General features: G+C 48.1%; 24 protein-coding genes. 15 read left to right on the plus strand and 9 right to left on the minus strand.

Annotation, left to right across the window (positions count from 1 at the left end):
- Nucleotides 1-96: 96 nt before the first annotated feature.
- The 5 genes from KNP87_RS07450 to KNP87_RS07470 are packed head-to-tail and all read left to right on the plus strand — an operon-like array spanning nucleotide 97 to nucleotide 4,020.
- Nucleotides 97-441, plus strand: a complete 345-nt coding sequence (locus KNP87_RS07450) for a PadR family transcriptional regulator (RefSeq protein WP_026833286.1) — start codon at nucleotides 97-99, stop codon at nucleotides 439-441.
- Nucleotides 431-1,186 carry a permease prefix domain 1-containing protein gene (locus tag KNP87_RS07455; protein WP_088836845.1) on the plus strand — a complete coding sequence of 252 codons (756 nt, stop codon included), beginning with the start codon at nucleotides 431-433 and terminating at the stop codon, nucleotides 1,184-1,186. The genes KNP87_RS07450 and KNP87_RS07455 overlap by 11 nt, the downstream gene beginning before the upstream one ends.
- An 18-nt stretch (nucleotides 1,187-1,204) precedes the next feature.
- Nucleotides 1,205-1,963 (plus strand): ABC transporter permease, encoded by a 759-nt coding sequence (locus tag KNP87_RS07460; RefSeq protein ID WP_088836846.1) that lies wholly within the window; start codon nucleotides 1,205-1,207, stop codon nucleotides 1,961-1,963.
- On the plus strand, nucleotides 1,960-3,375 hold the full coding sequence (locus KNP87_RS07465; RefSeq protein ID WP_214721286.1) for a hypothetical protein: 1,416 nt from the start codon (nucleotides 1,960-1,962) through the stop codon (nucleotides 3,373-3,375). Before KNP87_RS07460 ends, KNP87_RS07465 begins: the two co-directional genes overlap by 4 nt.
- Before the next feature lie 12 nt (nucleotides 3,376-3,387).
- A complete protein-coding gene (locus KNP87_RS07470; protein ID WP_214721287.1) occupies nucleotides 3,388-4,020 on the plus strand; it encodes an ABC transporter ATP-binding protein in 633 nt (210 codons plus the stop codon).
- Nucleotides 4,021-4,069: 49 nt separating this feature from the next.
- Here KNP87_RS07470 and KNP87_RS07475 read toward each other — a convergent pair whose 3' ends face one another.
- Complete coding sequence (locus tag KNP87_RS07475) at nucleotides 4,070-4,387, minus strand: hypothetical protein (RefSeq protein ID WP_214721288.1); 318 nt, start codon at nucleotides 4,385-4,387, stop codon at nucleotides 4,070-4,072.
- A gap of 128 nt (nucleotides 4,388-4,515) precedes the next feature.
- On the opposite strand from KNP87_RS07475, the gene KNP87_RS07480 reads away from it, so the two are divergent.
- The 3 genes from KNP87_RS07480 to KNP87_RS07490 all read left to right on the plus strand — a co-directional run bounded on the left by KNP87_RS07480 (nucleotide 4,516) and on the right by KNP87_RS07490 (nucleotide 6,914).
- The gene (locus KNP87_RS07480) at nucleotides 4,516-5,250 is read left to right on the plus strand and encodes a nuclease-related domain-containing protein (protein ID WP_214721289.1); all 735 of its coding nucleotides are present in this window, start codon (nucleotides 4,516-4,518) and stop codon (nucleotides 5,248-5,250) included.
- A 134-nt stretch (nucleotides 5,251-5,384) separates the two neighbouring features.
- Nucleotides 5,385-5,807, plus strand: a complete 423-nt coding sequence (locus KNP87_RS07485; protein WP_026833278.1) for a MarR family winged helix-turn-helix transcriptional regulator — start codon at nucleotides 5,385-5,387, stop codon at nucleotides 5,805-5,807.
- 72 nt (nucleotides 5,808-5,879) lie between these two features.
- Nucleotides 5,880-6,914 (plus strand): YhgE/Pip domain-containing protein, encoded by a 1,035-nt coding sequence (locus tag KNP87_RS07490; RefSeq protein WP_214721290.1) that lies wholly within the window; start codon nucleotides 5,880-5,882, stop codon nucleotides 6,912-6,914.
- Between the two features lie 41 nt (nucleotides 6,915-6,955).
- Here the strand turns inward: KNP87_RS07490 and KNP87_RS07495 are convergent, their stop codons facing one another.
- Nucleotides 6,956-7,597 (minus strand): SDR family oxidoreductase, encoded by a 642-nt coding sequence (locus KNP87_RS07495; protein WP_026833276.1) that lies wholly within the window; start codon nucleotides 7,595-7,597, stop codon nucleotides 6,956-6,958.
- Nucleotides 7,598-7,799: 202 nt separating this feature from the next.
- On the opposite strand from KNP87_RS07495, the gene KNP87_RS07500 reads away from it, so the two are divergent.
- The 6 genes from KNP87_RS07500 (at nucleotide 7,800) to KNP87_RS07525 (ending at nucleotide 13,519) form a co-directional block, all read left to right on the plus strand.
- A complete protein-coding gene (locus KNP87_RS07500; RefSeq protein ID WP_214721291.1) occupies nucleotides 7,800-8,621 on the plus strand; it encodes a transporter substrate-binding domain-containing protein in 822 nt (273 codons plus the stop codon).
- A 116-nt stretch (nucleotides 8,622-8,737) separates the two neighbouring features.
- Nucleotides 8,738-9,661 carry an ATP-binding cassette domain-containing protein gene (locus tag KNP87_RS07505; protein WP_051524874.1) on the plus strand — a complete coding sequence of 308 codons (924 nt, stop codon included), beginning with the start codon at nucleotides 8,738-8,740 and terminating at the stop codon, nucleotides 9,659-9,661.
- A gap of 1 nt (nucleotide 9,662) precedes the next feature.
- On the plus strand, nucleotides 9,663-10,430 hold the full coding sequence (locus tag KNP87_RS07510; protein WP_028106540.1) for an ABC transporter permease: 768 nt from the start codon (nucleotides 9,663-9,665) through the stop codon (nucleotides 10,428-10,430).
- A gap of 115 nt (nucleotides 10,431-10,545) precedes the next feature.
- On the plus strand, nucleotides 10,546-11,319 hold the full coding sequence (locus KNP87_RS07515) for a hypothetical protein (protein WP_119922659.1): 774 nt from the start codon (nucleotides 10,546-10,548) through the stop codon (nucleotides 11,317-11,319).
- Nucleotides 11,316-12,545, plus strand: a complete 1,230-nt coding sequence (locus KNP87_RS07520; RefSeq protein ID WP_214721292.1) for a glycosyltransferase family 2 protein — start codon at nucleotides 11,316-11,318, stop codon at nucleotides 12,543-12,545. Before KNP87_RS07515 ends, KNP87_RS07520 begins: the two co-directional genes overlap by 4 nt.
- A gap of 53 nt (nucleotides 12,546-12,598) precedes the next feature.
- Nucleotides 12,599-13,519 carry a glycoside transferase gene (locus tag KNP87_RS07525; RefSeq protein ID WP_214721293.1) on the plus strand — a complete coding sequence of 307 codons (921 nt, stop codon included), beginning with the start codon at nucleotides 12,599-12,601 and terminating at the stop codon, nucleotides 13,517-13,519.
- A gap of 83 nt (nucleotides 13,520-13,602) precedes the next feature.
- Here KNP87_RS07525 and KNP87_RS07530 read toward each other — a convergent pair whose 3' ends face one another.
- The 4 genes from KNP87_RS07530 to KNP87_RS07545 form a co-directional block, all read right to left on the minus strand.
- Nucleotides 13,603-14,472, minus strand: a complete 870-nt coding sequence (locus KNP87_RS07530; RefSeq protein WP_214721294.1) for a hypothetical protein — start codon at nucleotides 14,470-14,472, stop codon at nucleotides 13,603-13,605.
- 58 nt (nucleotides 14,473-14,530) lie between these two features.
- Nucleotides 14,531-15,124: an undecaprenyl phosphate transporter UptA gene (gene uptA, locus KNP87_RS07535; RefSeq protein WP_214721295.1), complete on the minus strand. Its 594-nt coding sequence runs from the start codon at nucleotides 15,122-15,124 to the stop codon at nucleotides 14,531-14,533.
- Nucleotides 15,125-15,341: 217 nt separating this feature from the next.
- Nucleotides 15,342-16,664, minus strand: coding sequence for a Na+/H+ antiporter family protein (locus KNP87_RS07540; protein WP_119922664.1), 1,323 nt, complete (start codon nucleotides 16,662-16,664; stop codon nucleotides 15,342-15,344).
- 148 nt (nucleotides 16,665-16,812) lie between these two features.
- Nucleotides 16,813-17,364 carry a beta-class carbonic anhydrase gene (locus tag KNP87_RS07545; protein WP_026833269.1) on the minus strand — a complete coding sequence of 184 codons (552 nt, stop codon included), beginning with the start codon at nucleotides 17,362-17,364 and terminating at the stop codon, nucleotides 16,813-16,815.
- 333 nt (nucleotides 17,365-17,697) lie between these two features.
- On the opposite strand from KNP87_RS07545, the gene adhE reads away from it, so the two are divergent.
- Nucleotides 17,698-20,292: a bifunctional acetaldehyde-CoA/alcohol dehydrogenase gene (gene adhE, locus KNP87_RS07550; RefSeq protein ID WP_028106534.1), complete on the plus strand. Its 2,595-nt coding sequence runs from the start codon at nucleotides 17,698-17,700 to the stop codon at nucleotides 20,290-20,292.
- Nucleotides 20,293-20,447: 155 nt separating this feature from the next.
- Here adhE and KNP87_RS07555 read toward each other — a convergent pair whose 3' ends face one another.
- The 3 genes from KNP87_RS07555 to KNP87_RS07565 are packed head-to-tail and all read right to left on the minus strand — an operon-like array spanning nucleotide 20,448 to nucleotide 22,445.
- Complete coding sequence (locus KNP87_RS07555; RefSeq protein ID WP_214721296.1) at nucleotides 20,448-20,942, minus strand: SMI1/KNR4 family protein; 495 nt, start codon at nucleotides 20,940-20,942, stop codon at nucleotides 20,448-20,450.
- A gap of 4 nt (nucleotides 20,943-20,946) precedes the next feature.
- Nucleotides 20,947-21,396: a hypothetical protein gene (locus KNP87_RS07560; protein WP_214721297.1), complete on the minus strand. Its 450-nt coding sequence runs from the start codon at nucleotides 21,394-21,396 to the stop codon at nucleotides 20,947-20,949.
- Between the two features lie 17 nt (nucleotides 21,397-21,413).
- Nucleotides 21,414-22,445: a phosphotransferase gene (locus KNP87_RS07565; protein WP_214721298.1), complete on the minus strand. Its 1,032-nt coding sequence runs from the start codon at nucleotides 22,443-22,445 to the stop codon at nucleotides 21,414-21,416.
- Between the last annotated feature and the right edge of the window lie 47 nt (nucleotides 22,446-22,492).

Genomic DNA, 22,492 nt, shown 5'->3' on the forward strand with positions numbered 1-22,492 from the left:
TTTCCGCCTTTTAGCGGAAGCGATTCTTTTTTTATTAAGTACCTTGCATTATAGAGTACATTGTTTTACATTGTATGTAAGAGGTGGTGGGAGAAGATGGAAATTGATAAAGAGCTGTTAAAAGGACATATCGACACCTTGATTTTGGCGTTACTCGTCGACAAAGACCGGTACGGGTATGAAATCGCAAAAGAAGTGCGGGAAAAAAGCGCGGATGCGTTTGAGTTAAAAGAAGGAACACTTTATCTGTCACTGAAGCGACTGGAAAAGAAGGCGGCCGTCATCTCGTACTGGAGTGACGAAGCGGCTGGCGGAGCACGCCGCAAGTATTACCATCTGACGGATGAGGGACGGGCGTTACTGCGGACGAAACGGCAGGAATGGCAGGTCGTCAAACGATTGATGGATCAGTTTTTAGGAGGGGACCCCGATGATAGATGAGTATGTAAATCAGCTCTACCGCTCGGCTGATCCGGATTTGCCGGAAACGAAGGAACTGAAAGATGAAACGCGGCAACACTTGGAGGAAACCGTCGCCGAGCTGGTGTTTGACGGGTACTCGGAACAGGCGGCAATGAAAATTGCCATCAATCGATTTGGTGGTGAAGAACAATCGCAGGCATTGATCCATGAATTACAACTGATCCAAAAGTTGTTTGCAAAACGGATTTTACGTGCCGGGATTGTCGTATTGGTGTTGAGTCTGATGTTTGGTTTCAGTGGTTTCATCGTCCGGAGTACATCGGATATTTCGGAGAGCGGTATTCGATATCAACTAGGGGAGGAATGGCAGGCAACTGATTCCGCTCCGCTGAAGACAGTTGTCGAAGAAGAGTGGATGGTCACGGCAGCCCGGATATACAGTACGTCGGCTGAAGGCGGGCGAGTGACGCTTGAACAAAGCTATGGAAAAAGCGTCCCCGCTGTTTTTCAACCGTTCATGTCATCATCTCTTAGCGGTGCACCGGACAAAGGTTGGGAAGTCGAATTTGATGAGATTGATACGGTTATCATTGGATTAGCATTTGCCTTGCTCGGATTGACGGCGGCACATGTCTTGTTTGCAATCTGGATCATCATTCAGCGGCACCGGACGGATCGGCTGTCGCGAACGACGACCGTCTTGTCGATCGTGATTCCCGCCCTCAGCATCTTGTTGTATTTCGTCACAAAAAAACGACCATAACTAAAGGAGGAGAAGCCGTTGCAATCGATTATCTGGACGGAATTAAAACGAAGCATGACACGTCGGACGTTATGTCTGGCTTTGCTGCTCCCGCTGATTATCCTGTTACAGTTTAACCAGGTTCGGACCGGATACGTATTCTTGACGTGGCAGGGGGTGTTCGAAGAATCTGCCGGAACGATTATCGCCGTCGCGTTTCCGTTACTCTGTTGTGTGCTGTACCTGCCAACGGTCGCCCGTGAAATCGATCATCAGTTCATCCGGTACGCGCGGACCCGTGTTTCGCTAACGGACTATCTCATTGCCAAAGGAGTCGTCAACGCCTTGATCACGTTTATCGTCTTTTTTGTGACGATGCTCGGATGGATGCTGTTTTTACGGTTCGTAGAGCCGAGCCTGAACTGGATGACATATGAACAGGGTCCGGAATCATTGACGACGTTCACCCAAGCCTTCACGACGGATGGGATGTATATGATCGCTTATGCGGGATGGATCGGACTCAATGCGATGGTATATGCGACAATTGCGTACTTATTGTTGGTGTTGTCCGGGAAATTATTTCTGGCAGTCGGTCTTCCGTTTTTGTTTTATCACCTGTTGAACTTTGCGACCGGTTTGCTCAGTGTCCCGCAATTTTCGCCCGTCAGCACGATTTTCCCGTTTAACATTATCGCGATGCCGTTGTGGACGATATTTGTTCCGTTCAGTGTCCTGGGATTGATGTTGCTCGGACTGATGATCACGGGGATGAAGCGGACGGAGTGGGAACTGTGAGCCGGATCGTCTATGCGGTTTGTTGGCTTCAAGTGACGCTTTTTGCGGGTATCTGGATGTATCAAGATCAACAGGAAGCGCTTAGTAAAGGAATCGAATTTAATCAATGGGATTTAATGACGGCAGTGACGATGAATACCTATTTGTTGATGTACGATATTTTGTTGCTTGTTCTCCTGTTATCGATTGTTCGAATACAAAGGGACTTAACGGATTTCCGGTTGATCCGCTTCCGGAATACACGGAGTGCGTTGATACATAGTACCGGACGGTTCGCTAAATCGTGGGGAATGGGGTTATCAGTGTATGCGATTGTCGGATACCTGTTTGCACTGCAGGCACCGGCTGAAACGAATTGGAGTCTTGCGGCACGGGCCGGACAGGTATTTTATATCCCAAAAGACTCGGTGTTTTTGAACATTTCGCCGCTGCTTTCCCATTGTCTGCAACTTGGATTTTTATTTGTCGGCGGTTTGTTGATTCATTTATTACTGGGTTTTTTCTACCTGTGGACGAAGCAGCGGAAACTCTTGTACCTGCTTTCGGGCCTGCTGTTTCTCGGGACAGGGCTTGCCTTTAAAATCGGACTTCCGAGCCTATTTTTCCTGTTGTCGTTAGCCGCACTGCTTGCGCATCAGGCGTATGAATTTTGGATAGGTTGCGTTTTTGTCCTGGGCATCCGATTTTTGCTTCTTGACCGGCCGATTCGTTTGCCGAACAGCGGCGGTTCATCCGCTCTCTATCTAGTATGTTGTGCATTGATTTTCTTTATGCAGCCGGCGAATCAGACGTATGGTGATTACTTACTGACCGTATTCAGCGGCGTCCGGTCTGATGGTTTCACGCTGCAGGCATATTTGAATCATGCCGTCTTATTTTTTGGTTATACCTACCTGTTGACGCAACGATATGAACGGGACGTCATCGATCAAGGACTTTATCACATCATCCGGCACCGGTCGTTGAATCGATGGTTTTCGAAACAATTGGCGCGGCTTTTAGTGACAGCAACCGGAACGGTTATCGGTCTCGTCGGTTTAGCGACACTGTTTGCATTTTTACGTGGCGTCGAGTGGACGACTCAGGTGAACGGTTTGTCAGTTGATCTCGCGACGATTCTTTACCAGACAATCGTCAACGGGACACTCCAACTCATCGTGTACGGTCTGATTCTGTTTCTCGTCTTGTACTGGACACGGGAAACCGTCCAAGGCATTTACTGGATTGGCGGCGGAATGGTTGCACTGTTGCCGCTCGTTCAACAGGACTGGATACCGATTGGACGAAATGGAACGGTTCAGCTGCTTGACCATTCCGCTTATGCAATCAGTCTGCAACTGGTTGGAGCAAGCCTCTTCGTTTATATCGTCATCCAGCTCGTTTTCCGAAAACATGTCCGAACAAATCATTAAGGAGGCAAGACGATGATTACATTAACGAACGTCAGCAAACAATATAAAGGGCAGGAACTGTTTCACGACATGAATGTTTCGTTCGGACCGGGAAAGATTTACGGCATTACCGGTATCAACGGGTCCGGCAAATCGGTGTTATTCAAGATGCTGTGCGGGTTTGTCTTTCCGGACGCTGGAACGATTGCAGTCGACGGGCAAGCCTTGACGGGGAAACACCGCTTTCCGAAAGACTTCGGCATCTTGATCGAACGACCGGGTTACATCGGTCAACTGGACGGATTCACGAATTTAAAGGAACTCGCCCGGATTCAAAATAAAATCGATGATGCGGCGATTCGCCGGGCGATGGAACAAGTCGGACTGGTGCCGAATTTGACGCAAAAGGTCAAACACTATTCGCTTGGAATGAAACAAAAACTCGGGATTGCCCAAGCCATCATGGAAAATCAACAGGTCTTGTTACTCGACGAACCGTTTAATGCCCTTGATACGGATAGTGTCGAACGGATCCGGACACTGCTCGTGCAGTATAAAGAAGAAGGGCGGACGATTTTCCTGACCAGTCACCACCAGCAGGACATCGATTTACTGTGTGACGAAGTGTATCAAATTCAAGCGGCCCGACTGGAGAAAGTCCGTTAAACATCAAGACAGGCAAGTCCTCCTCTCGGAAGACTTGCCTGTTATTCGTTCAGCGCCTGTCTGACGATGCTTCTTTGATCGCATCGACATATTGTTTGGCTTCGAGTAATGGGTACCCGAGAGTATCCCGAACCAGTTTAATCGCTTCCACCGTCTCATGATCAGACAGCAGTTGCTCAATCTGTTCATTCAGTAGGCTGTGACTGCTTGCGGCATCAGTCATGCCGAGATGTTCTTGAAGACGTGTCAGTTCACGTAGTGTTTGCTGTTGGGTCATGCGAAGTTTTGCAAGTTGTTGCGAAACAGATTGCCACACGATGATCAGCAGGATCAAAGGCAGCCAAATTGAGAAAAATGAGTCAAACATCCCTACCCCTCCTTTTCTTTACCGTACCACAGTGAAATGAATGTAACAATTAGTGGAAATTGAAAAGAATTCCGTTTATTCTGGAATAGTGGAAAATTTAGGATTTAAAAAAGAAAGGAATGAAATGAGTGGAAGATTTGTTAGCTGCATTGATTCCGGCGTTACTTCTCATCGGAAGTGTCATGTTCGTCGGGTTTGCCGTCACGCTCGGCAGTTTGTTTTACTTCCGTCGCCGATCGTTCGACAAAAGTACATATAAGCAGGTCACGCAGGAACGTTTTCTAAAGGCGGTCCGCGATAAAGGAATCTGGGGCGAATACTTGACGACCCGTCAGCTCGAAAAGGTTGGAGGATACGGAAAGTTCGTCATCAATACGTATTTGCCAAAAGCACGGGGCAAGGGAATGACGGAAATCGATGTCACCTTCATTCATGAGAGTGGCATCTATGTATTGGAATCAAAAAACTACAGCGGATGGATCTTCGGGAAAGAGGCGGACCGGCAGTGGACACAAATGTTCAAAAATCGGTACAAACAACGATTTTACAATCCGATCAAACAAAACGAGCAGCACTTGAAAAGTATGGCACAGTTTTTAGCGGGAACGGTGGAGCAACAGGTATTTCAATCGGTCATCGTCTTCAGCGAACGGTGTGAACTGAAAAAAATCACGATTGAGTCCGGTCACGTCCACGTCATCAAACGAAATGAGTTACACTGGACGATCAAACGTTTGGCAACGGTCAAACGGCTGACACCCTCACAAGTCGATGCCGTCTATGAGCAGCTTAAACAACAGTCGCAAGTCGACCAACACGTCAAGGATGCGCATATCGAAGCGATCAAATCGTTTACGTCTTGAATTATATTAGCTTGTACAATTTTTAAGGCGAGAACTATTAACTAAGACATTTGACAAACCACCTCATCCGGCATATAGTAAATAAGTTCAATTAATAAGTAGTGCAACTATTATTCTTGAGGTGGGGAGTTCCAGTGAAAGAAACGGATTGGTCACTTGGTATGCAACTGTCACGCAGCTATCATTCCTTTAAACGTGCCGCCACCAAGCGGATGGAAGAACACGGTCTGACACCGGAACAGTTCTCGGTGTTGAGTGAGCTTCATAAACAAGAGGGCATTTCGCAAAAACAGTTGGCGCTGTTGACGGAACGGGACCAAACGACGGTCGGGAAAATCCTTGATAAGCTCGTCAAAAAAGGACTGGTCATCCGTTCTGCGGATCCACGCGACCGGCGGGCCTTCATTCTATTGACGACAAAAGAAGGCGTTCAGGTTATCCGACTGTTGGAACCGACACTCGATCAGCTGCAACAGCAAGCTTTTTCCGGATTGTCCAAAAAAGAAATTAAACAATTCATCAAGACACTTGAAACCATTTACCAAAACGTGACGTAACTGGTTTCTCTTTTTTGGATTAATAGTTGCATATGCTATTATAAGTAATGCATATAAAGGGGAGCGGAACACATGAAGAGTTTTAAAGATGTTTTTTCGGTTACACAAACGAAAGTGGGATTGATGTTTGCCTTGATCGTCCCGATTTTATTTCTCGTCGTCTGGATGACGGGGTACCAAGGGGCGACGGATCGTCTGGATCAGTTGCGTGTCGCTGTCGTCAAGTCGGATTCGACAGTCGGCTTGTATCAAAACTTGCAGAAGGAGAGTCCGTTCACGGTCCAATCTGTCCGGTCGGAAGCGGAGGGACTGAAGCAACTGGATGCTGGGGAAGTCGAGATGATTCTCATCGCGAGTCTGACGGATACGGATCAACCGAAGCTGACGTTCCACGTCAATCAGGCAAATGCTGAATTTGCGAACGGCATCCTGAAACAGGCAACAACGGAAATCACCCAAGCGTTAAACGGCACACCTACGGTTGTCTCTGACGTCATCGTCGAACATGAAGTGTCTGATTTTTCGACCTCGATGCTGCCGATCTTACTGGGTTTCGTCATCTACATTGCGGTCATGACGATGGGAATCCAGTTTAATCTCGTAACGCAAATCCTGAAAAAACGACATGCAAAGTGGTCGCTCTTTTGGAGCAAACAGCTGTTGCACGGTCTTGTCCTGTTAGTTGTGCCGCTGGTCATGGTGTCGCTTGCGTTTGCCTTTTCGGAGATACAAGCGTCCTTTGTAAAAGTATGGGCGTTCCAGGTATTATTGACGGCAACTTGTATCGGTGTCACCCAGATGAACTTCACGATTTTCGGTCCGATTGCGCCACTCGTCAACGTCGCTTTGATTCCGTTCCAGCTGATGACGGCAGGAAATATTGTGCCCCCGTCGATGTTGGCACCATTTTACCAGACGATCGGTCATTATTTGCCGGTACCGAATGCGGTCGCCGGACTGACCCGATTGATTTACTTTGACGGAGATATCTCGTCGTTTGTTCTTCGTCTGACGGTCATCTTGCTGGTCACGGTTGCCGTTACATTGATTTTGACGGCTGTTCGTCGGGAACAGGCGCACATCGTTGAAATGAAGCGAGCTTCCTAAAAAAATGAGCCCAATCCAAATGGATTGAGCTCATTTTGACATTACGCAAAAATATCAGCGATCGGTGTCGTTCCTTCAAGCAGAGGAATCGTTTGGCGATACGCCGATTCCTGTTCAATCGCAGCGATGGCGACACGCGCGACATCTTCGCGGGCGATCGTCGTCTTGTCCGTTGATGCCGGATCTGTCGTCACGGCACCAGTCCCTGCATCGTCCGTCAACCCACCCGGACGCAAGATCGTATAGGCGAGGGAACTGTCCCGAAGCAGGCGATCGGCATAGTGTTTCGCGACATAATACGGTTTCATGCTGTCGGACCAAGTTTCCGGCGAATCGGCATTTAACGCGCTGACCATGATGAATTGTTTCGCTTGAATGTGTTCTGCGGCCGCAATCGATTTTGCTGCGCCATCCAGGTCGATCAGAATGGTTTTATCGGCACCGGTATGACCACCGGAGCCTGCCGTAAAGATGATGACATCACTGTTATTGATGGCGTCTGTGATCGACGAGACATCCTGTTCGAGATCAAGCAGGACAGGTGTCGCCCCAAGTGCTTCGAAATCTGCGAACTGTTCCGGTGAGCGCAAACCGACCCGCACATCGTGCACCGACCCGCTCAGTTGTTTCGCTACGTGCCGACCCACTTTTCCGTTCGCCCCAATAATAAATACGTTACTCATCTTCCATTCCTCCCATTCCTTGTGAATTCTTTTCCAGTATGAAAGAAGGGACGGGAGTTCTGCAAACAAGAGGGCTCAGAAATCGAACATCGTCTTGTTTTGACGAAATAATCAAAAAACTCTTGGATAACATAAAACAATATGATACTGTTTTGAGTATTATACAGAAAAAAGCGTCAGACAGAGAGAGGAAGCGAGCAGAGTGAATAAAAGAGGATTAGCACTTAGAGGAAGTCTGTTGCTTTCTGGTCTTTTGGCAGCAACACGATTAAAAGATGTCACCGGTTCGTTCAGTGTCGGCAAACAAAACGTCTTCACGACGAAAAAGATCGTTGTCGGGACGACCGGAGATTATAAACCGTTTACGTACTTGAACCGTCAGACGAATCAATATGAAGGGTTCGACATCGACGTCATCCGCTCGTTTGCCGAGAAAGCCGGACTGGAAGTCGAATTCGTTCCGACGACATGGGGGACGCTGACACGTGACTTACGTGCCGGGAAATTTCATATGGTCGTAGGCGGCGTCACGAAGAATATCGAACGGGAAATCGTCGGTGACTTCACGAAAAGCTATTTATCGTTCCAAAAGACACCTCTTGTCCGCGCTTCGGATCTTGATTTATTGACGTCGATTGCAGCCATCAATCGTCCGGATGTGACAATCGGCTTGAATCCGGGCGGCACAAATGAACAGTTTGTCCGGCAGACGTTTGATCAGGCGCATATCGTCATGTATGCGGATAATTTAGCAATTCCGGCAGCCGTCGCGGCGGGAGAAGTGGATGTCATGATCACGGATACTGTCGAAGCGATTTATTACGCATCGCTTGATGTGCGATTAGGTGCCCCGAAGATAAAGGAAAAATGGATTCCGGCCGAAAAAAGCTACCTCATTCAAGATCGGCAAACGGAAGTCTTGGATGTCATGAATCTTTGGATGAACTCCTATGAAGGAAAACAACGGATTGAGCAATTAAAAGAGAAGTGGTGTGTCGCTTCGGTCGTACACGACGCGGTATAACGGATAAAAACAACGGGCAAATCCATCTTGGGTTTGCCCGTTGTTGTGCAAACAGGGGAAAAGGGGGTAAAGGTAATGAAGCGACAAACAGGATGATCTTAACGCAGAAAGGACGGATGACCGTGATTGAAGTAGAGCAGTTGACGAAGGAGTACAACGGGAAAAAGGTAGTCGACCAGATTTCGTTTCACGTGAAAAAAGGGGAGATTTTTGCGTTTTTGGGACCGAACGGAGCCGGGAAATCGACGACGGTTCAAATGCTGACGACGTTGATTTCCGTCTCGTCTGGTCACGCGACAATTAATCAATACGATATCGAACGTGACCAAAAAAACGTCCGGCTTCAAATCGGGGTCGCCCTGCAGGAAACGGGCATCGATAATGATTTGACGGGGCAGGAGTTGCTGGTACTGCAAGGGAAGTTGTTCGGTTTCTCCCAAGAGAAAGCAGTCGAACGAGCGCATGAATTATTGGAGCTTGTTGGTTTAGCAGCAGATGGCAAACGCCGCTCCGGAACGTATTCCGGCGGGATGAAGCGGCGGCTCGACTTGGCACTGACGCTTGTTCACCAACCGACCGTCCTGTTTTTGGATGAACCGACGACCGGTCTTGATCCGGCAAGCCGGTTACAGATTTGGACGGAAGTCCGTCGTTTAAACGAAGAATACGGGACGACGATTTTTTTGACGACACAATACTTGGAAGAAGCGGATCAGCTGGCTGACCGGATCGCAATCATCAATGACGGCAAGTTGATTGCCGAAGGAACAGCGGCAGAACTGAAAGCGATGAACGGAGCCGAACGGATTGAGGTTGTCCTCGAAGATCAATCCGCCAGCGAAGCGTTTCGAGCGGCGTTTTCAGGACGGATCGAAAAAGAAATCGTTCTTCTGCCGTCAGCGGGAACAGAGACGCTCAAACAAGTTGTCCGCTATTTGGACGACCATCATCTGACAGCACGATCGCTTGTCGTCAAACAACCGTCACTCGATGATGTTTTCATTCAGTTGACCGGTCAAGCGTACAAGGAGGACAAGTGACATGTGGCGGGAAACCTTGATTTTGACCAAACGCAGTTTACTGGTAACGTTACGAAATCCGTTCTCATTCATCCCGAATTTAATCATCAGCGTTTTCTTCCTGCTTGTTTATACAAGCGGGTTGTCGGGCATCTCGAGTCTGCCCCAGTTCGGTGGCGTCGATTACTTGAACTTCATCTTACCGGTATCAATCGTCTCGGGTGCAGTTGGAGGAGCCGGTGGAGCCGGGCAGGCGCTCGTCAAAGATATCGAAAGCGGCTATTTCGCACGGTTGCTGCTGACGCCGGTTTCCCGGACGGCCATCGTCCTCGGACCGATGCTTGCGGGGATGTTGCAACTGTTCGTCCAGACGTTGTTGATCTTCGGCATGGGCTTTTTACTCGGGCTGTCGATTCCAGCCGGCAGTGCCGGTTTTTTCCTGACGATTGTCCTCGCGCTTGGTTTTGGTCTCGCCTTTGCGGGTTATTCGGTCGGGGTAGCCCTGAAAACCCGGAATGCTCAGGCGGCGCAAGCCGGAACATTGCTGTTTTTCCCGCTGATTTTCTTGTCGACGACGTTTGTCCCGAAAGAGTTGATCGAAGCGGAATGGTTAAAAATCGCAGCTACACTCAATCCGACGACGTACATCATGGAAGGCATGCGGGCCGTTTTGTTGCGTGAGACGATTGACTGGAGTGTCTATACGCAAGGGGTGCTTGTCGCAGCCGTTCTCAGTCTTGCGATGGTCGTGTTTGCGGCGCTTAATGCCCGAGGCGCCTTAAAAAAATAAACGGGAAATTTATACAATACCTTTGTCAATAAAGTTTAAAGAAGTCAGTTAATGGACATTCGAATCTGGGAACTATAAAATAATAGGAATCTACAGAAACGAATGGGGGAGTAGAATGAGGCGTTATAACGGTTCTTTATTCTTACTGTTGGTGCTTTTTGGTGCCGCAGGATATGGTCTTTTCTTATTGGAGCGATCGGCACCGACACCATCCGTGTTTATCCTCCTTCCATTATTACTGGTCATGACGTTTTTAAACGGCCGGAAAAACTTTTTACTTCTGATTGCCTATACCCTCGGACTTGGATTTTTTTATCTCGTCTTGTCCTGGTACACCGACGCTTCGAACGAGGCTCAGCTTCTGTACATCGAGCAACATTTGATTGCTTCATTGCTGATTTTCTTATATTGGTTGCTGTTGCGGCATCTGCGGTCCGTTTTCGAAGAAAATCAGTATTTAACAGAACGTGTCCGGACGTTGGAAGGGTATTCCGAAACACCTCAATTATTAAGTTACAGCGAATTTTTGGACCGGACGGACTTTTTAATGGCCGGTGCCAAACGGCGTAATGAAACCAATTACTTGATTCATTTACGGTTAAAACCGACGGCACTCAATAAAAAAAGTATCATGCAACTATTGACGGTCGCCGGTCTTCGTGTCTTCCGGGCGCATTATGACGTCATGTCGCAACGGAACAAATTTGAATTCCTGATTTTCCTCCAAAATACGGATACGGCGGGAGCAAACATTGCATGTGAACGCTTTTTAGGCGAAGTGCGTGCTCAGATGACATCGATTCATTACCCCTTTGAGATCGAAGTCTTACCGGTCAAACAATCAGTCGAAGCCACGGTCCGTCATCAGGATGAGGAGGTCGTGCGATGAACCTCATCTTGAACGGAATCATGGCAATCTTTTGGCTGATGTTACTTTATTACTCGTTCTTGACGATTGCAGGAATCATCGATCGTTATGCGAAGCAAAAGCGACCGGAGCTTGAAACCTATCCGTCCGTCGCTATTCTGATTCCGGCACACAATGAAGGCGTCGTCATGCAACAGACCTTAGAGGCGATGATGGCAATCGAATATCCGGGTCAACTGGACGTCTTTTTGTTGGACGATCAATCGCAGGATGATACGAAACAGATTGCCCGTGAATTTACGACATTGTTCAGCCGGATTCATTACATTCAAGTGCCAAAAGGTGAACCGATTGGCAAATCCCGTGTCTTGAACTACGGGTTAACCATTACGGATTCGGAGTACTTTTTGATCTATGATGCCGACAATCAGCCGAAACCGGATGCGGTGACGAAACTCGTCGAACAAGCGGTCACGACCAAAAATGCATGTGGAGCGGTAGGCGTCGTCAAAACGATTAATGCCGAGACGAATACGTTGACGCGGATGATTGCGATTGAATTTCAGGTGTTCCAACTCATCATGCAAAGCGGACGCTGGAGGGTCTTTAAGACGGGTTCGTTAGCTGGAACCAATATGTTGTTGAAGCGCAGTGTGATTGAAGAATTGGGTGGATATGATCCTTACGCATTAGCGGAGGACGCGGAGTTGACGATGCGGGTGACGGCACTCGGCTATACCTTGCCGGTCGTTTATACGGCGGAAACGTGGGAACAGGAACCGGAATCGATGAAAGTTTACATGAAACAGCGGACCCGGTGGATGCTCGGTAATATCTACCTGTTGGAAAAAGCGTTTCTGACCCGTGATTTTTGGCGGGGGCGGACGCTGGTCCATTCACTTCAGCACATCATGACCTATCTGTTGTTTATCTTCTTGCTGCTGATTTCTGACATCGTCTTGATTTTAGGGTTGTTTGGTTATGCGTTTAATGAGGCGACGACCCCGTTGATCATGTTCTGGTTCATGACGTATCTCGTTTATACGATTCAAATATTAGCCGCGCAGGAACTTGAAAAAACAGCGACTCCGAGGAACGTCTTGATTGGACTGATCATGTACTTCACCTATGCCCAGCTGTTCGTCATCCTGCTGTTCCGTGGTATGTTTGCTTACATTAAAAGTAAAATTCGGAAGGAAACCATCGTTTGGGACAAAACCAAACGGGTTAAAATCGAGCAACCATGAAAAAACAGCGATTTGCCGTTATCTTAATTGTGCTTGCCTTAGGAGGTCTATTCGTGTTCATGACCCGTCAGCAGGATCCTGTCATTCAACAGGTTGAAACCGTTTATATGAAAGAGGGTCTCATCCGGGCGTATGATCGGGAAGAGGCCCAGCGTCTTTCGGAAAGTTTGGGACAATATATGGTCTATCTCCTCGAAATCGGGGATGCTGATCGATTTGCAGAACAGGTCGACATTCTGCGCAAACAGTTTCTGGTCACTACAGAGGAAGGGGACTTCATTAAATGGGAGTTGACACCGAAAACAGCGACGAATGCAATCGTGGATGATTTTCGGATCAGTAATGCACTGATTGCCGCAGCCAAACGATTTGATGAGCCTTCCTATCAACAATTGAGTCGACGAATTGACGACGGAATCGTAGAACACATGAAAGTGTCTGATGTTCCCATCGATTTTTATGATTGGAACCTGAAGATGCAAACGAATGAACTCCGCCTCAATTATCTCGATGCGACCGCACTGAAAAGACTGAACTTGGTCGAACCGGTGGAGAAAGTCCTTCGAGCGGCTCCTCGGTCCGGTCCTTTTTTCCATGAAATCTATCTTCCGGAAGACAAGCGATACAAAACGGCGGACGACAAAGAAGTCAACATGATTGATCAGGCCTTGATTGCGATCGTTTCAGAGGAATTGACCGGACAACAAGATGAAGCATTTTATGCATTCATTGATCAAGAAATGAAGAAAGGGAAGCTGTATGCACGGTATGACCGCTCGACTGTAGCTCCCCGATCTGATGACGAATCCAGTTCCGTCTATGCCTTGTTGTTACCTTTTGTCTCAAAAGAGGTGCAACGCAAAATGAAGGAGCGGCTAGATCAGATTGATTTGACGGATGCTGCGACGACACATGTCTTCGATTATTTAAATGAAGCGATTGCGCGTGTCCAAACTTCGATGCCAAATAAATGATGTCTCTAAAAAAACAAACGGACTATCTGTTCGATTTACAGATGAAATGGACGTAACAGTCAATTTCTACACAGAAGAGGGTGTCACTCGGGAAGAAAATCTTGAAATGTTCCGGCATACAAACGGGTTTCCGTCGACAGGACAATCCGGTCCTGACGCATTTTGATTGTTCCTTGCAACGGGGTTCCTTTTTCCGACTCGAATTGAATCCGGGCTTGTTCCTCGTAATGTTGACCTTCTCGTTTCAGCAGATAGGTCTGCTCATTATCGGTCGTGATCAGGTGATCGCCCTGAACGATGAAATCAGAAAAATGCCGTGTGGGAACGCTATAACTGGTTCCGATACCGTTTTTGAGATGAACGATCCGGTAATCCGGATGATAGAAAAACCAAGCATCGTCTGAAGCGCAGACATTCAAAGCGTAACAATCGTCAATCGGATACTCTTTATTTTTGAAGACGACCTGTCCGTGAGCATCAAATACAACGAGGCCAAATGATCCGACTGAATTCGTCGCAGCATCAGCAAATACACCTTCATCAAAATAACTGACCCAAATCTGATCCTTTTCATCGACATGAACATTCTGAATCCCGTCATCGAGACAGTAGCTGTCCAGTAAGTGACCAGAGGTATCATAGATAAACGCATTGGGTAACCACAGACCGTCGACATCGTCGTCGCACCGTGAGGCGACAAGCAGAATCCTGCCGTCTGAAAACGAATCGACATAGCTGAAATCCGTTTCGGCCTGTGCGACAATCGTCGTCGTCCGCCATTGATCATGCAAGCGGTGGACGTGCAGGACGTTGCGGTGCCGTTTCGTATCATATAGTTCTTCGATCATCATGATCTGTCCTGAAATCGTCAATCCGGTCGCAATATGTTTTCCTGTTACTTGAGAGGCGGTGACACGGTCGAGGTGGATTTTTAATGTGTTGGAAGTATCCAAATGAAGTCGCTCCTTTTTAAAAACAGTCTGCCGCGGGGGACAGACTGCAAAACTTAAATTACGTTGTACGCTGACGTTTTTTGAGGGCTACATACACAATGATCATGACGACCGCCGCAATTAACACCCCGTTTGTATAGGGGGCAGCCACCTCTTTGATCGAGCGCCAGTTTGTTCCGAGCGTGTCTCCGAGATATAAAAATAAGATCGACCACGGGATGATTGCTAAAATCGTATAGACAGAAAACTTCGTCTGATCCATCTTTGCGAGGCCGGCCGGAATAGAAATCGCATGACGGACGACCGGGATGAACCGGGCACCGAAGATGACACCTTGTCCATACTTGATGAACCAACGTTCTGCCAAATCAAGATGATGCTCCGTAATTAACAGGTACTTCCCGTATTTTAAAATCAGTGGTCTTCCACCGTAGCGGGCGAACCAGTATAAGAATAATTGCGAAAATAATCCGCCGATGACAGCGGCGACGATGGCGAGCGGCCAACCGATCGTTCCTTGAGAAATCATGAATCCTCCGTAGGATAAAACGATTTCACTCGGAATGATTTCAATCATGAGACCCAGTGCAATCCCGAAATACCCGAGATCCGCCAGGTAAAGTAAGACATCATTGACAACTTGTGATAACACACGAAACACTCCTTCAGCTTCACTTCATTCCTTTATATTAGAGAAGAAAGACGGAAAATGGAAGAACAATTCATCAAACGGAATAAACAAATATGTCAGTCGCATCTTTAGACTACAGGTGCGCAAGCATCTCACAATGATTTGAGACGAACCACCTCTGGCCAAAAAAAGAACCAACGTCCGTCGAGACGTTGGTTCTTGATTGTTTTCTGATTGCTTACAAGACGACGGCAGCAATCGTTCCGAAAATCAACAGCGGAATGTTGTAGTGCAGGAACGTCGGGATGACCGTTTCGCGCATGTGATCGTGTTGACCATCGGCATTTAATCCGCTTGTCGGACCGAGCGTCGAGTCGGAAGCCGGGCTACCGGCATCTCCGAGCGCACCGGCTGTTCCGATGATGGCAATCGTCGCTTCTAAGCTGAATCCATACTGCATGCAGAGCGGCACGAAGATGGCAGCGATGACCGGAACAGTCGAGAAGCTCGAGCCGATCCCCATCGTGACGAGGAGACCAATCAACAGCATGACGAAAGCGGCAACGAGTTGCGAATCACCCATTAACGATTTGGAATTCTCGACAAGCGGGTTGATGTCACCCGTCTCGCGCAGGACATTCGAAAATCCGTTTGCTGAAATCATGACGAAACCGATGAATGACATCATCCGCATACCGCGTGTGATGACATCGTCTGCTTCACTGAAGCGGACAAGGCGAAGGACGAGGAACAAGACAAGTCCTGTCGTCGCCGCGATAATCATCGATTCGGTCGTCAGTTGGACAGCCAGTGTCGCGAGGACAACGAGTCCGCTGAGGAACAACTTCGTTTTCGTGATGACCGGAATCTCGTAATCGTCCGGTGCGATGTTGCGCATTTCGTACTCCCGCGGCTTGCGGTAGTTATAAAGACCGATCAACAGACCAACGAGCATTCCGAGTGCAGGAATCGCCATCGCTTGGATGACGGAAGCACCAGCGATATTCATTCCGTTATCTTCGATGTTCTTTAACAAAATCTGATTCAAGAAGATGTCCCCGAATCCGACCGGTAAGAACATATACGGTGTGACGAGACCAAATGTCATGACGATTGCCATCAAACGACGGTCAATCTTCATTTCATTAAACAAGCCGAGTAACGGCGGAATGATGATCGGGATGAAGGCGATGTGGATCGGCAAGACGTTTTGTGAACTGATCGCCAGTAACAAAATCGCGAAGGTGATGAACCCTTTTAATTTTTTGACCGATGCGGCGTCAGCCGTTCGTTTTGAACGGGAGATTAAGGCATGAGCCAATGCATCCGGCAAACCGGTTTTCGACAAGGCGACGGCGAACGCACCAAGCAAGGCATAGCTGAGGGCGATCTCCGCTCCGGCGCCGAGTCCGCCGGCAAAGGTTTCGATCGTCTTCGATAAACTGAGTCCACCGACGACTCCACCGACGATGGCACTCAGGACCATCGCGAGAACGATGTGGACGCGGAAGATGGCTAAAGCAAATAATAAAACAACGGCAATGATGACAGCATTAAACATTTTAAAACCACACTTTCTTTTGGTATCACTGTACTATACTAAAGTATCATACAGACCGTTCTTTTGACTGTCAAGAAAAAAACACAAAAAGGTATGACCGGCGTCAAATGGAGGCAGGTCATACCTTTCTTCTACATTAAAGAGCGATTCAGCAATCGACTTGATCGAGTTTTCCTGTTCCCGGATCGATGACGAGTCCATGAACTTCCGTACCCGGCGGCAGCAACGGATGGTTTTTGATCAGTCCAACCGAGTGACCGACGTTTTCTTCGACGGATGTGAAACCGCGTAACCATTGCTTCAAGTCAACGCCGGAAGCATCAAGTGTATGCAGGACTTGTTCGTTGATGCCACGGTCTTGCATCTCCGCAATCATCTTCGCCGGATCGATTGTACTCATGCCGCAGTCATGATGTCCGATGACAATGACTTCTTCCGCACCGAGGGCGTAGAGGGCGACGAGAATTGACCGCATGACGGATCCGAATGGATGGGACAGGACGGCCCCGGCATTTTTGATGATTTTGGCATCACCGTTTTTCAGACCAAGTGCGTGGGGAAGGAGCTCCGTCAAACGTGCATCCATACAGGTCAGAATCACAACCTTCTTATCCGGGAACTTATCCGAGATGAATGGTTCGTATTGTTTCTCTTCGACGAACTGTTGATTAAACGCAAGCATTTGATTAACGACTGACATGATACTTCCTCCTTTAAGACAAATGAATGATGGAACTAGTTCTAGCGTACACGATAAACGATTGGTCAGACAAGCAGATTCATGATTTGCTGTGACAGTTGTCACAGGGGCGGGATAAAAAAGCAAATCCTTGCGTCCGAACAGATGGATTCGTTGAAAACGCTCTCATACATGTGAAATAGTTCACAGGATGGTCATGCACAAATGGAGGGAAAGGCGGTATGATTGATTTGTGAAGGAAAGCACAAACTATTCAAAATCAGCTTGGCATTCCTAACATGCTGTAGGGAAATGCAGACTCAGATTCGTTCCAAAATAGGGAGGAAACCTAACATGGCTGTCAAAGAAAAAATCAAACAAGATGTCTCACCTGTCGAACAAGCAATCAATCAAATCGTCGCGAAAGGTCAAACGGCACTTCAAGAATTACTGACATTTGATCAAACGAAAATCGATACGATCGTCCGGGATATGGCACTCGCTGGTCTCGAACGTCACGTCGAACTGGCTCGTCTCGCGGTCGAAGAGACAGGACGCGGTGTCTTTGAAGATAAAATGATCAAAAACATGTTCGCAACAGAATACATCTACAATAGTCTTCGAAACGAAAAAACCGTCGGAATTTTAGAAGAAGATGTCCAAAACGGAATCACCTACATCGCGGAACCGGTCGGTGTCGTCTGTGGCGTCACACCAGTGACGAATCCGACATCCACGACGATGTTCAAAGCGTTGATTGCGATCAAGACGCGTAACCCGATCGTCTTCGCCTTCCATCCGTCCGCGCAAAACTGTTCACTCGAAGCGGCGAAAACATTACGTGATGCGGCCGTCAAAGCGGGTGCACCAAAAGATTGTATCCAGTGGGTCGAACAACCGTCACTTGAAGCAACGAAAGTCTTGATGAATCACACCGATATCGCGATGGTCCTTGCAACAGGCGGAGCCGGCATGGTCAAATCGGCGTACTCGACCGGAAAACCAGCGCTTGGTGTCGGACCGGGTAACGTACCGTGTTACATCGAAAAAACAGCTAAAATCAAACGCGCCGTCAGTGATTTGGTTCTCTCAAAAACATTTGATAACGGAATGATTTGTGCGTCTGAGCAAGCGGTCATCGTTGATCAAGAGATTTATGCCGAAGTGCGGGCAGAAATGGAAGCACTCGGTTGCTACTTCTGTACACCGGACGAGAAAAAACGTCTGGAGGCACTCGTCATCAAAACCGATACATGTGCCGTCAATGCGGACATCGTCGGGAAACCGGCGACCTGGATCGCAGCAAAAGCTGATATCAACGTTCCGAGTAACACCGTCATGCTGGTTGCGGAACTCGAGAAAGTCGGAGCGGAAGAGCCGTTGTCACATGAAAAATTAAGCCCTGTCCTTGGTGCATACAGTGTCGCCTCAACGAATGATGCCTTCCATGTCGCAGAGCGCATGCTTGAAATCGGCGGACTTGGTCATACGGCCGTCATTCATACGACAAACGATGAGTTGATGACGGCATTTGGTCTCCGGATGAAAGCCTGCCGGATTCTCGTCAACAGTCCGTCAGCACACGGTGGAATCGGCGATCTCTACAACGAATTGACACCATCGCTGACACTCGGTTGCGGATCGTACGGGAAAAACTCGGTTTCAGAAAACGTAACGGCGAAACATCTACTCAATGTCAAGAAGGTGGCGAGACGACGCGTGAACATGCAGTGGTTCAAAGTACCGGAAAAGATTTTCTTTGAAAAAAACTCGGTTCAATACTTGAAATCGATTCAAAATGTTTCTCGAGCGTTGATCGTCACCGATCAATCGATGGTCGAGTTCGGCTATGCCGACAAAGTCATCCGTAACTTGCCGGCCGGTGTCAGCTACCGGATCTTTGACCAAGTCGAACCGGATCCATCCGTGACGACCGTTCAAGTCGGTGCCCAAGCAATGCGTGATTTTAAACCGGACTTGATTATCGCTCTCGGTGGCGGATCGGCGATGGATGCTGCGAAAGGCATGTGGTTATTCTACGAACAGCCAAACGAAACGTTCTCGAACCTCCGTCAAAAGTTCATGGATATCCGCAAACGGGCCTATAAATTCCCGGAACTCGGCAACAAAGCGAAGTTTGTCGCCATTCCGACAACTTCCGGTACGGGATCAGAAGTCACACCGTTCACCGTCATCACCGACAAAGAGAAAAACGTGAAATACCCGATTGCTGACTATGCATTGACACCGGACGTTGCCATCGTTGATCCGGAGTTCGTCATGACAGTGCCTGCCTCGATCACGGCGGATACAGGGATGGACGTCTTGACACACGCAACGGAAGCTTTCGTCTCTGTCCTTGCGAACGACTACACGGATGGACTGGCGTTAAAAGCCATCAAGATGATCTTTGAGTACTTGCCACGTGCATACGATAACGGTTCAGACGCCGAAGCACGCGAAAAAGTCCACAATGCTTCAACGATGGCCGGAATGGCGTTTGCGAATGCCTTCCTCGGCATCAACCACTCAATCGCGCACAAAATCGGTGGGGAGTTCCACACACCACACGGTCGGACAAATGCGATTCTGATGCCACACGTCATCCGCTACAATGCGACACGACCAACAAAACTGGCAGCCTTCCCGAAATACGAATCGTTTATTGCGGATGAACGGTATGCGGAGATCGCGCGTTACCTCGGTCTGCCGGCAGCAACGACGGAACAAGGCGTCGAATCGTTTATCCAAGCCGTCAGTGAGCTCGGACAACGCCTCAACATCAAGATGTCGTTTAAAGCCCAAGGCATCAAAAAAGCCGACTTTGAAGCGAAACTCGACAAGATGGCAGTCGATGCGTTTGAGGATCAATGTACAACGGCAAATCCGAAAATGCCGCTTGTGACGGAACTCCGTCAAATCATGGAATTTGCTTACGAAGGTATCTAATAGAGAAAAAAATACCATGGCAATTGAAAAGAGCCTTGCTTCCGGTTAACGGGGGCAAGGCTTTCGTGCGTTTTTGATCATGTAAGATGAGGTGAAAATCAGGCGGATTCCTGTCTTTGCTTTCCTGAAGTAGAGGTATATGTATACATAAAAGATTACCAAAACCAGTCCCAATACATCGTCCCTTGCGCAACAATCAGATAATCAAGCCACTTATCGAAGGAGAACGGGAGCCGTTCGAAGTCAGGATCTTCGTACGTCAGGAATTCACCGGTCCAGATCCGATTATCGCCTTCACTGATTGATTCGCAAACGAGCCATTCGCCGTCAGGTCCGGTACCAATCGGGATGAAGCCCGGTGGACATTCCCAAATCGGGAGGTAAGTCAAAATAGCATCAATCGAAAACAACTCGAAACCACCGCCACCGTCCGGCGTGAAATAAAGACGAGCGCCATTATGAACACGTAAAAAGTGTACGATTTCTTTTGGTGTGTCTTTTGGGAGTCGAGCCAATTCTTCCGAGCTGGCGCCTGAGCGGAAGGTGAGCGACTCGACCTCGACATATCCTTCTTCCTTTTGCACTTCGAGCTGACCGTTGATTAAGCGGACCTGTAATTGAAGTAATGTTTCCATCCCTGCCTGATGCATGCGTTTATTTCATCCCTTTCAAAAAGTCTTTTGCGACTCGATTCTTTGGTTCCATCCGTAAGATTTCATTCGCCACAGCACGGGCTTCCTGTTTTGGTGTGACTTGATCGGGCACTTCCGCTAAAAACAACAAATACTCAAGGAAAGCGACGTCTTGACGATGGGTCAGAGCAACTGTTCGCTGAACATGGTCGTACGCTCGGTAGTAGGCGCGGTCATAATGACAAAAAGGATGGATCAATAAACCAAACGCTAAATCGTGCAGTTGTACCGTTTCATTCTGTTCGATCAGATAACAGACGAACTGATACAAAATGTCTGTCTCGTGATCAAAGGCGTCCCCGATGAATTTATCACTGATTTCATCGATGTCATACGTCTCAAATAAGATTTTTGCCTTGCTGAATTGATTCATTTTAATCAGTGTCGTGAGGTAAGTGTAATCGATGGACATTTAAATCCAGCTCCTTACTAAAAAGTACGAATCGTGTTCTGTTGACTGTCACGCCACCACTTTTTAACCACCGGACAAAGCGCTTCGTAGTCTTTGAGCGCTTTTAACGTCTCGTGCACCTGTTGAACGGCAACTTGTTGCTCCTTTTCAGTTACGGGTTCAAGGTGAAGGGCTTTAGACAGACTATAGGCAAGCCATCCGAGTTTACTCGCATATCCAGCGGACAGAGTCGGCTCAATTGGATAGTCAAGTCGACCGCCTGCCGCATGATACCCCTTGAAGAAGGCTTTAAAATGGTCTCGTCGCACACGATTTTGCTCATCGAGCGACCAATAGAGAATCGTTTCTAAAAAATCATGCATCGGATGAATCGGACCGGCCGATTCCCAGTCGATGAGAATCGGTGCACCGGACTTCCATAACACGTTTTTGGCATCCAAATCGCGGTGACTGAGGATCGATGTTCCTTGCAATTGTTTTAGGGCAGAAGACACTTCGCTGTCCCAACGCTTGATTCGTTTTAAATCCGTCCAATAAGGTTCGAGCACTGTGAGTCCTTGCTGACGGATTTTTTCTGCGAATGTGTCCCATGGAACCGGAGACTCTGGTGATCCAGCGGTTTGTTTAATCGGCAGCGGGTCCACAGCATGAATCTGCGCCAACTGTTCGCCGATCAGTTCAGCGTGGCTCGATGTGACTTGGTGAATCGGCAACGTCGACCCGTCCACCCACGGGAAGACAAGGTAATAGTGTGTACCGATTTGTTGCAAGGCAGATCCATCAATCGTCAGGGCAGGCAGAGCGGACACTTTGCCTGCTAAAGCGTTGACAATCCGTTCCGAATCGATGAAGTTTTGCCGTGCAGTCGGACGAGAAAGGATCGATGGATTCAGCAACTTCACCGCATATGTCCCGGTCGTTGTCTGCAGTCGATTCATCTGATGCAGGAGACCACCGGACAGTACTGTCGGTTCCGTAAGCAGCTGACCAAGTTTTGCCTGTCTGCTGATGTTCTCAAAAAGCGTTTGATTGGGTTTTGTTGTCGTCACATCGTTCCTCCTCATGGAATCAAAATCCCTCTTCCATACAGTTTTGG

Source organism: Exiguobacterium sp. s192, from assembly GCF_018618795.1.
GTDB lineage: Bacteria > Bacillota > Bacilli > Exiguobacteriales > Exiguobacteriaceae > Exiguobacterium_A > Exiguobacterium_A undae.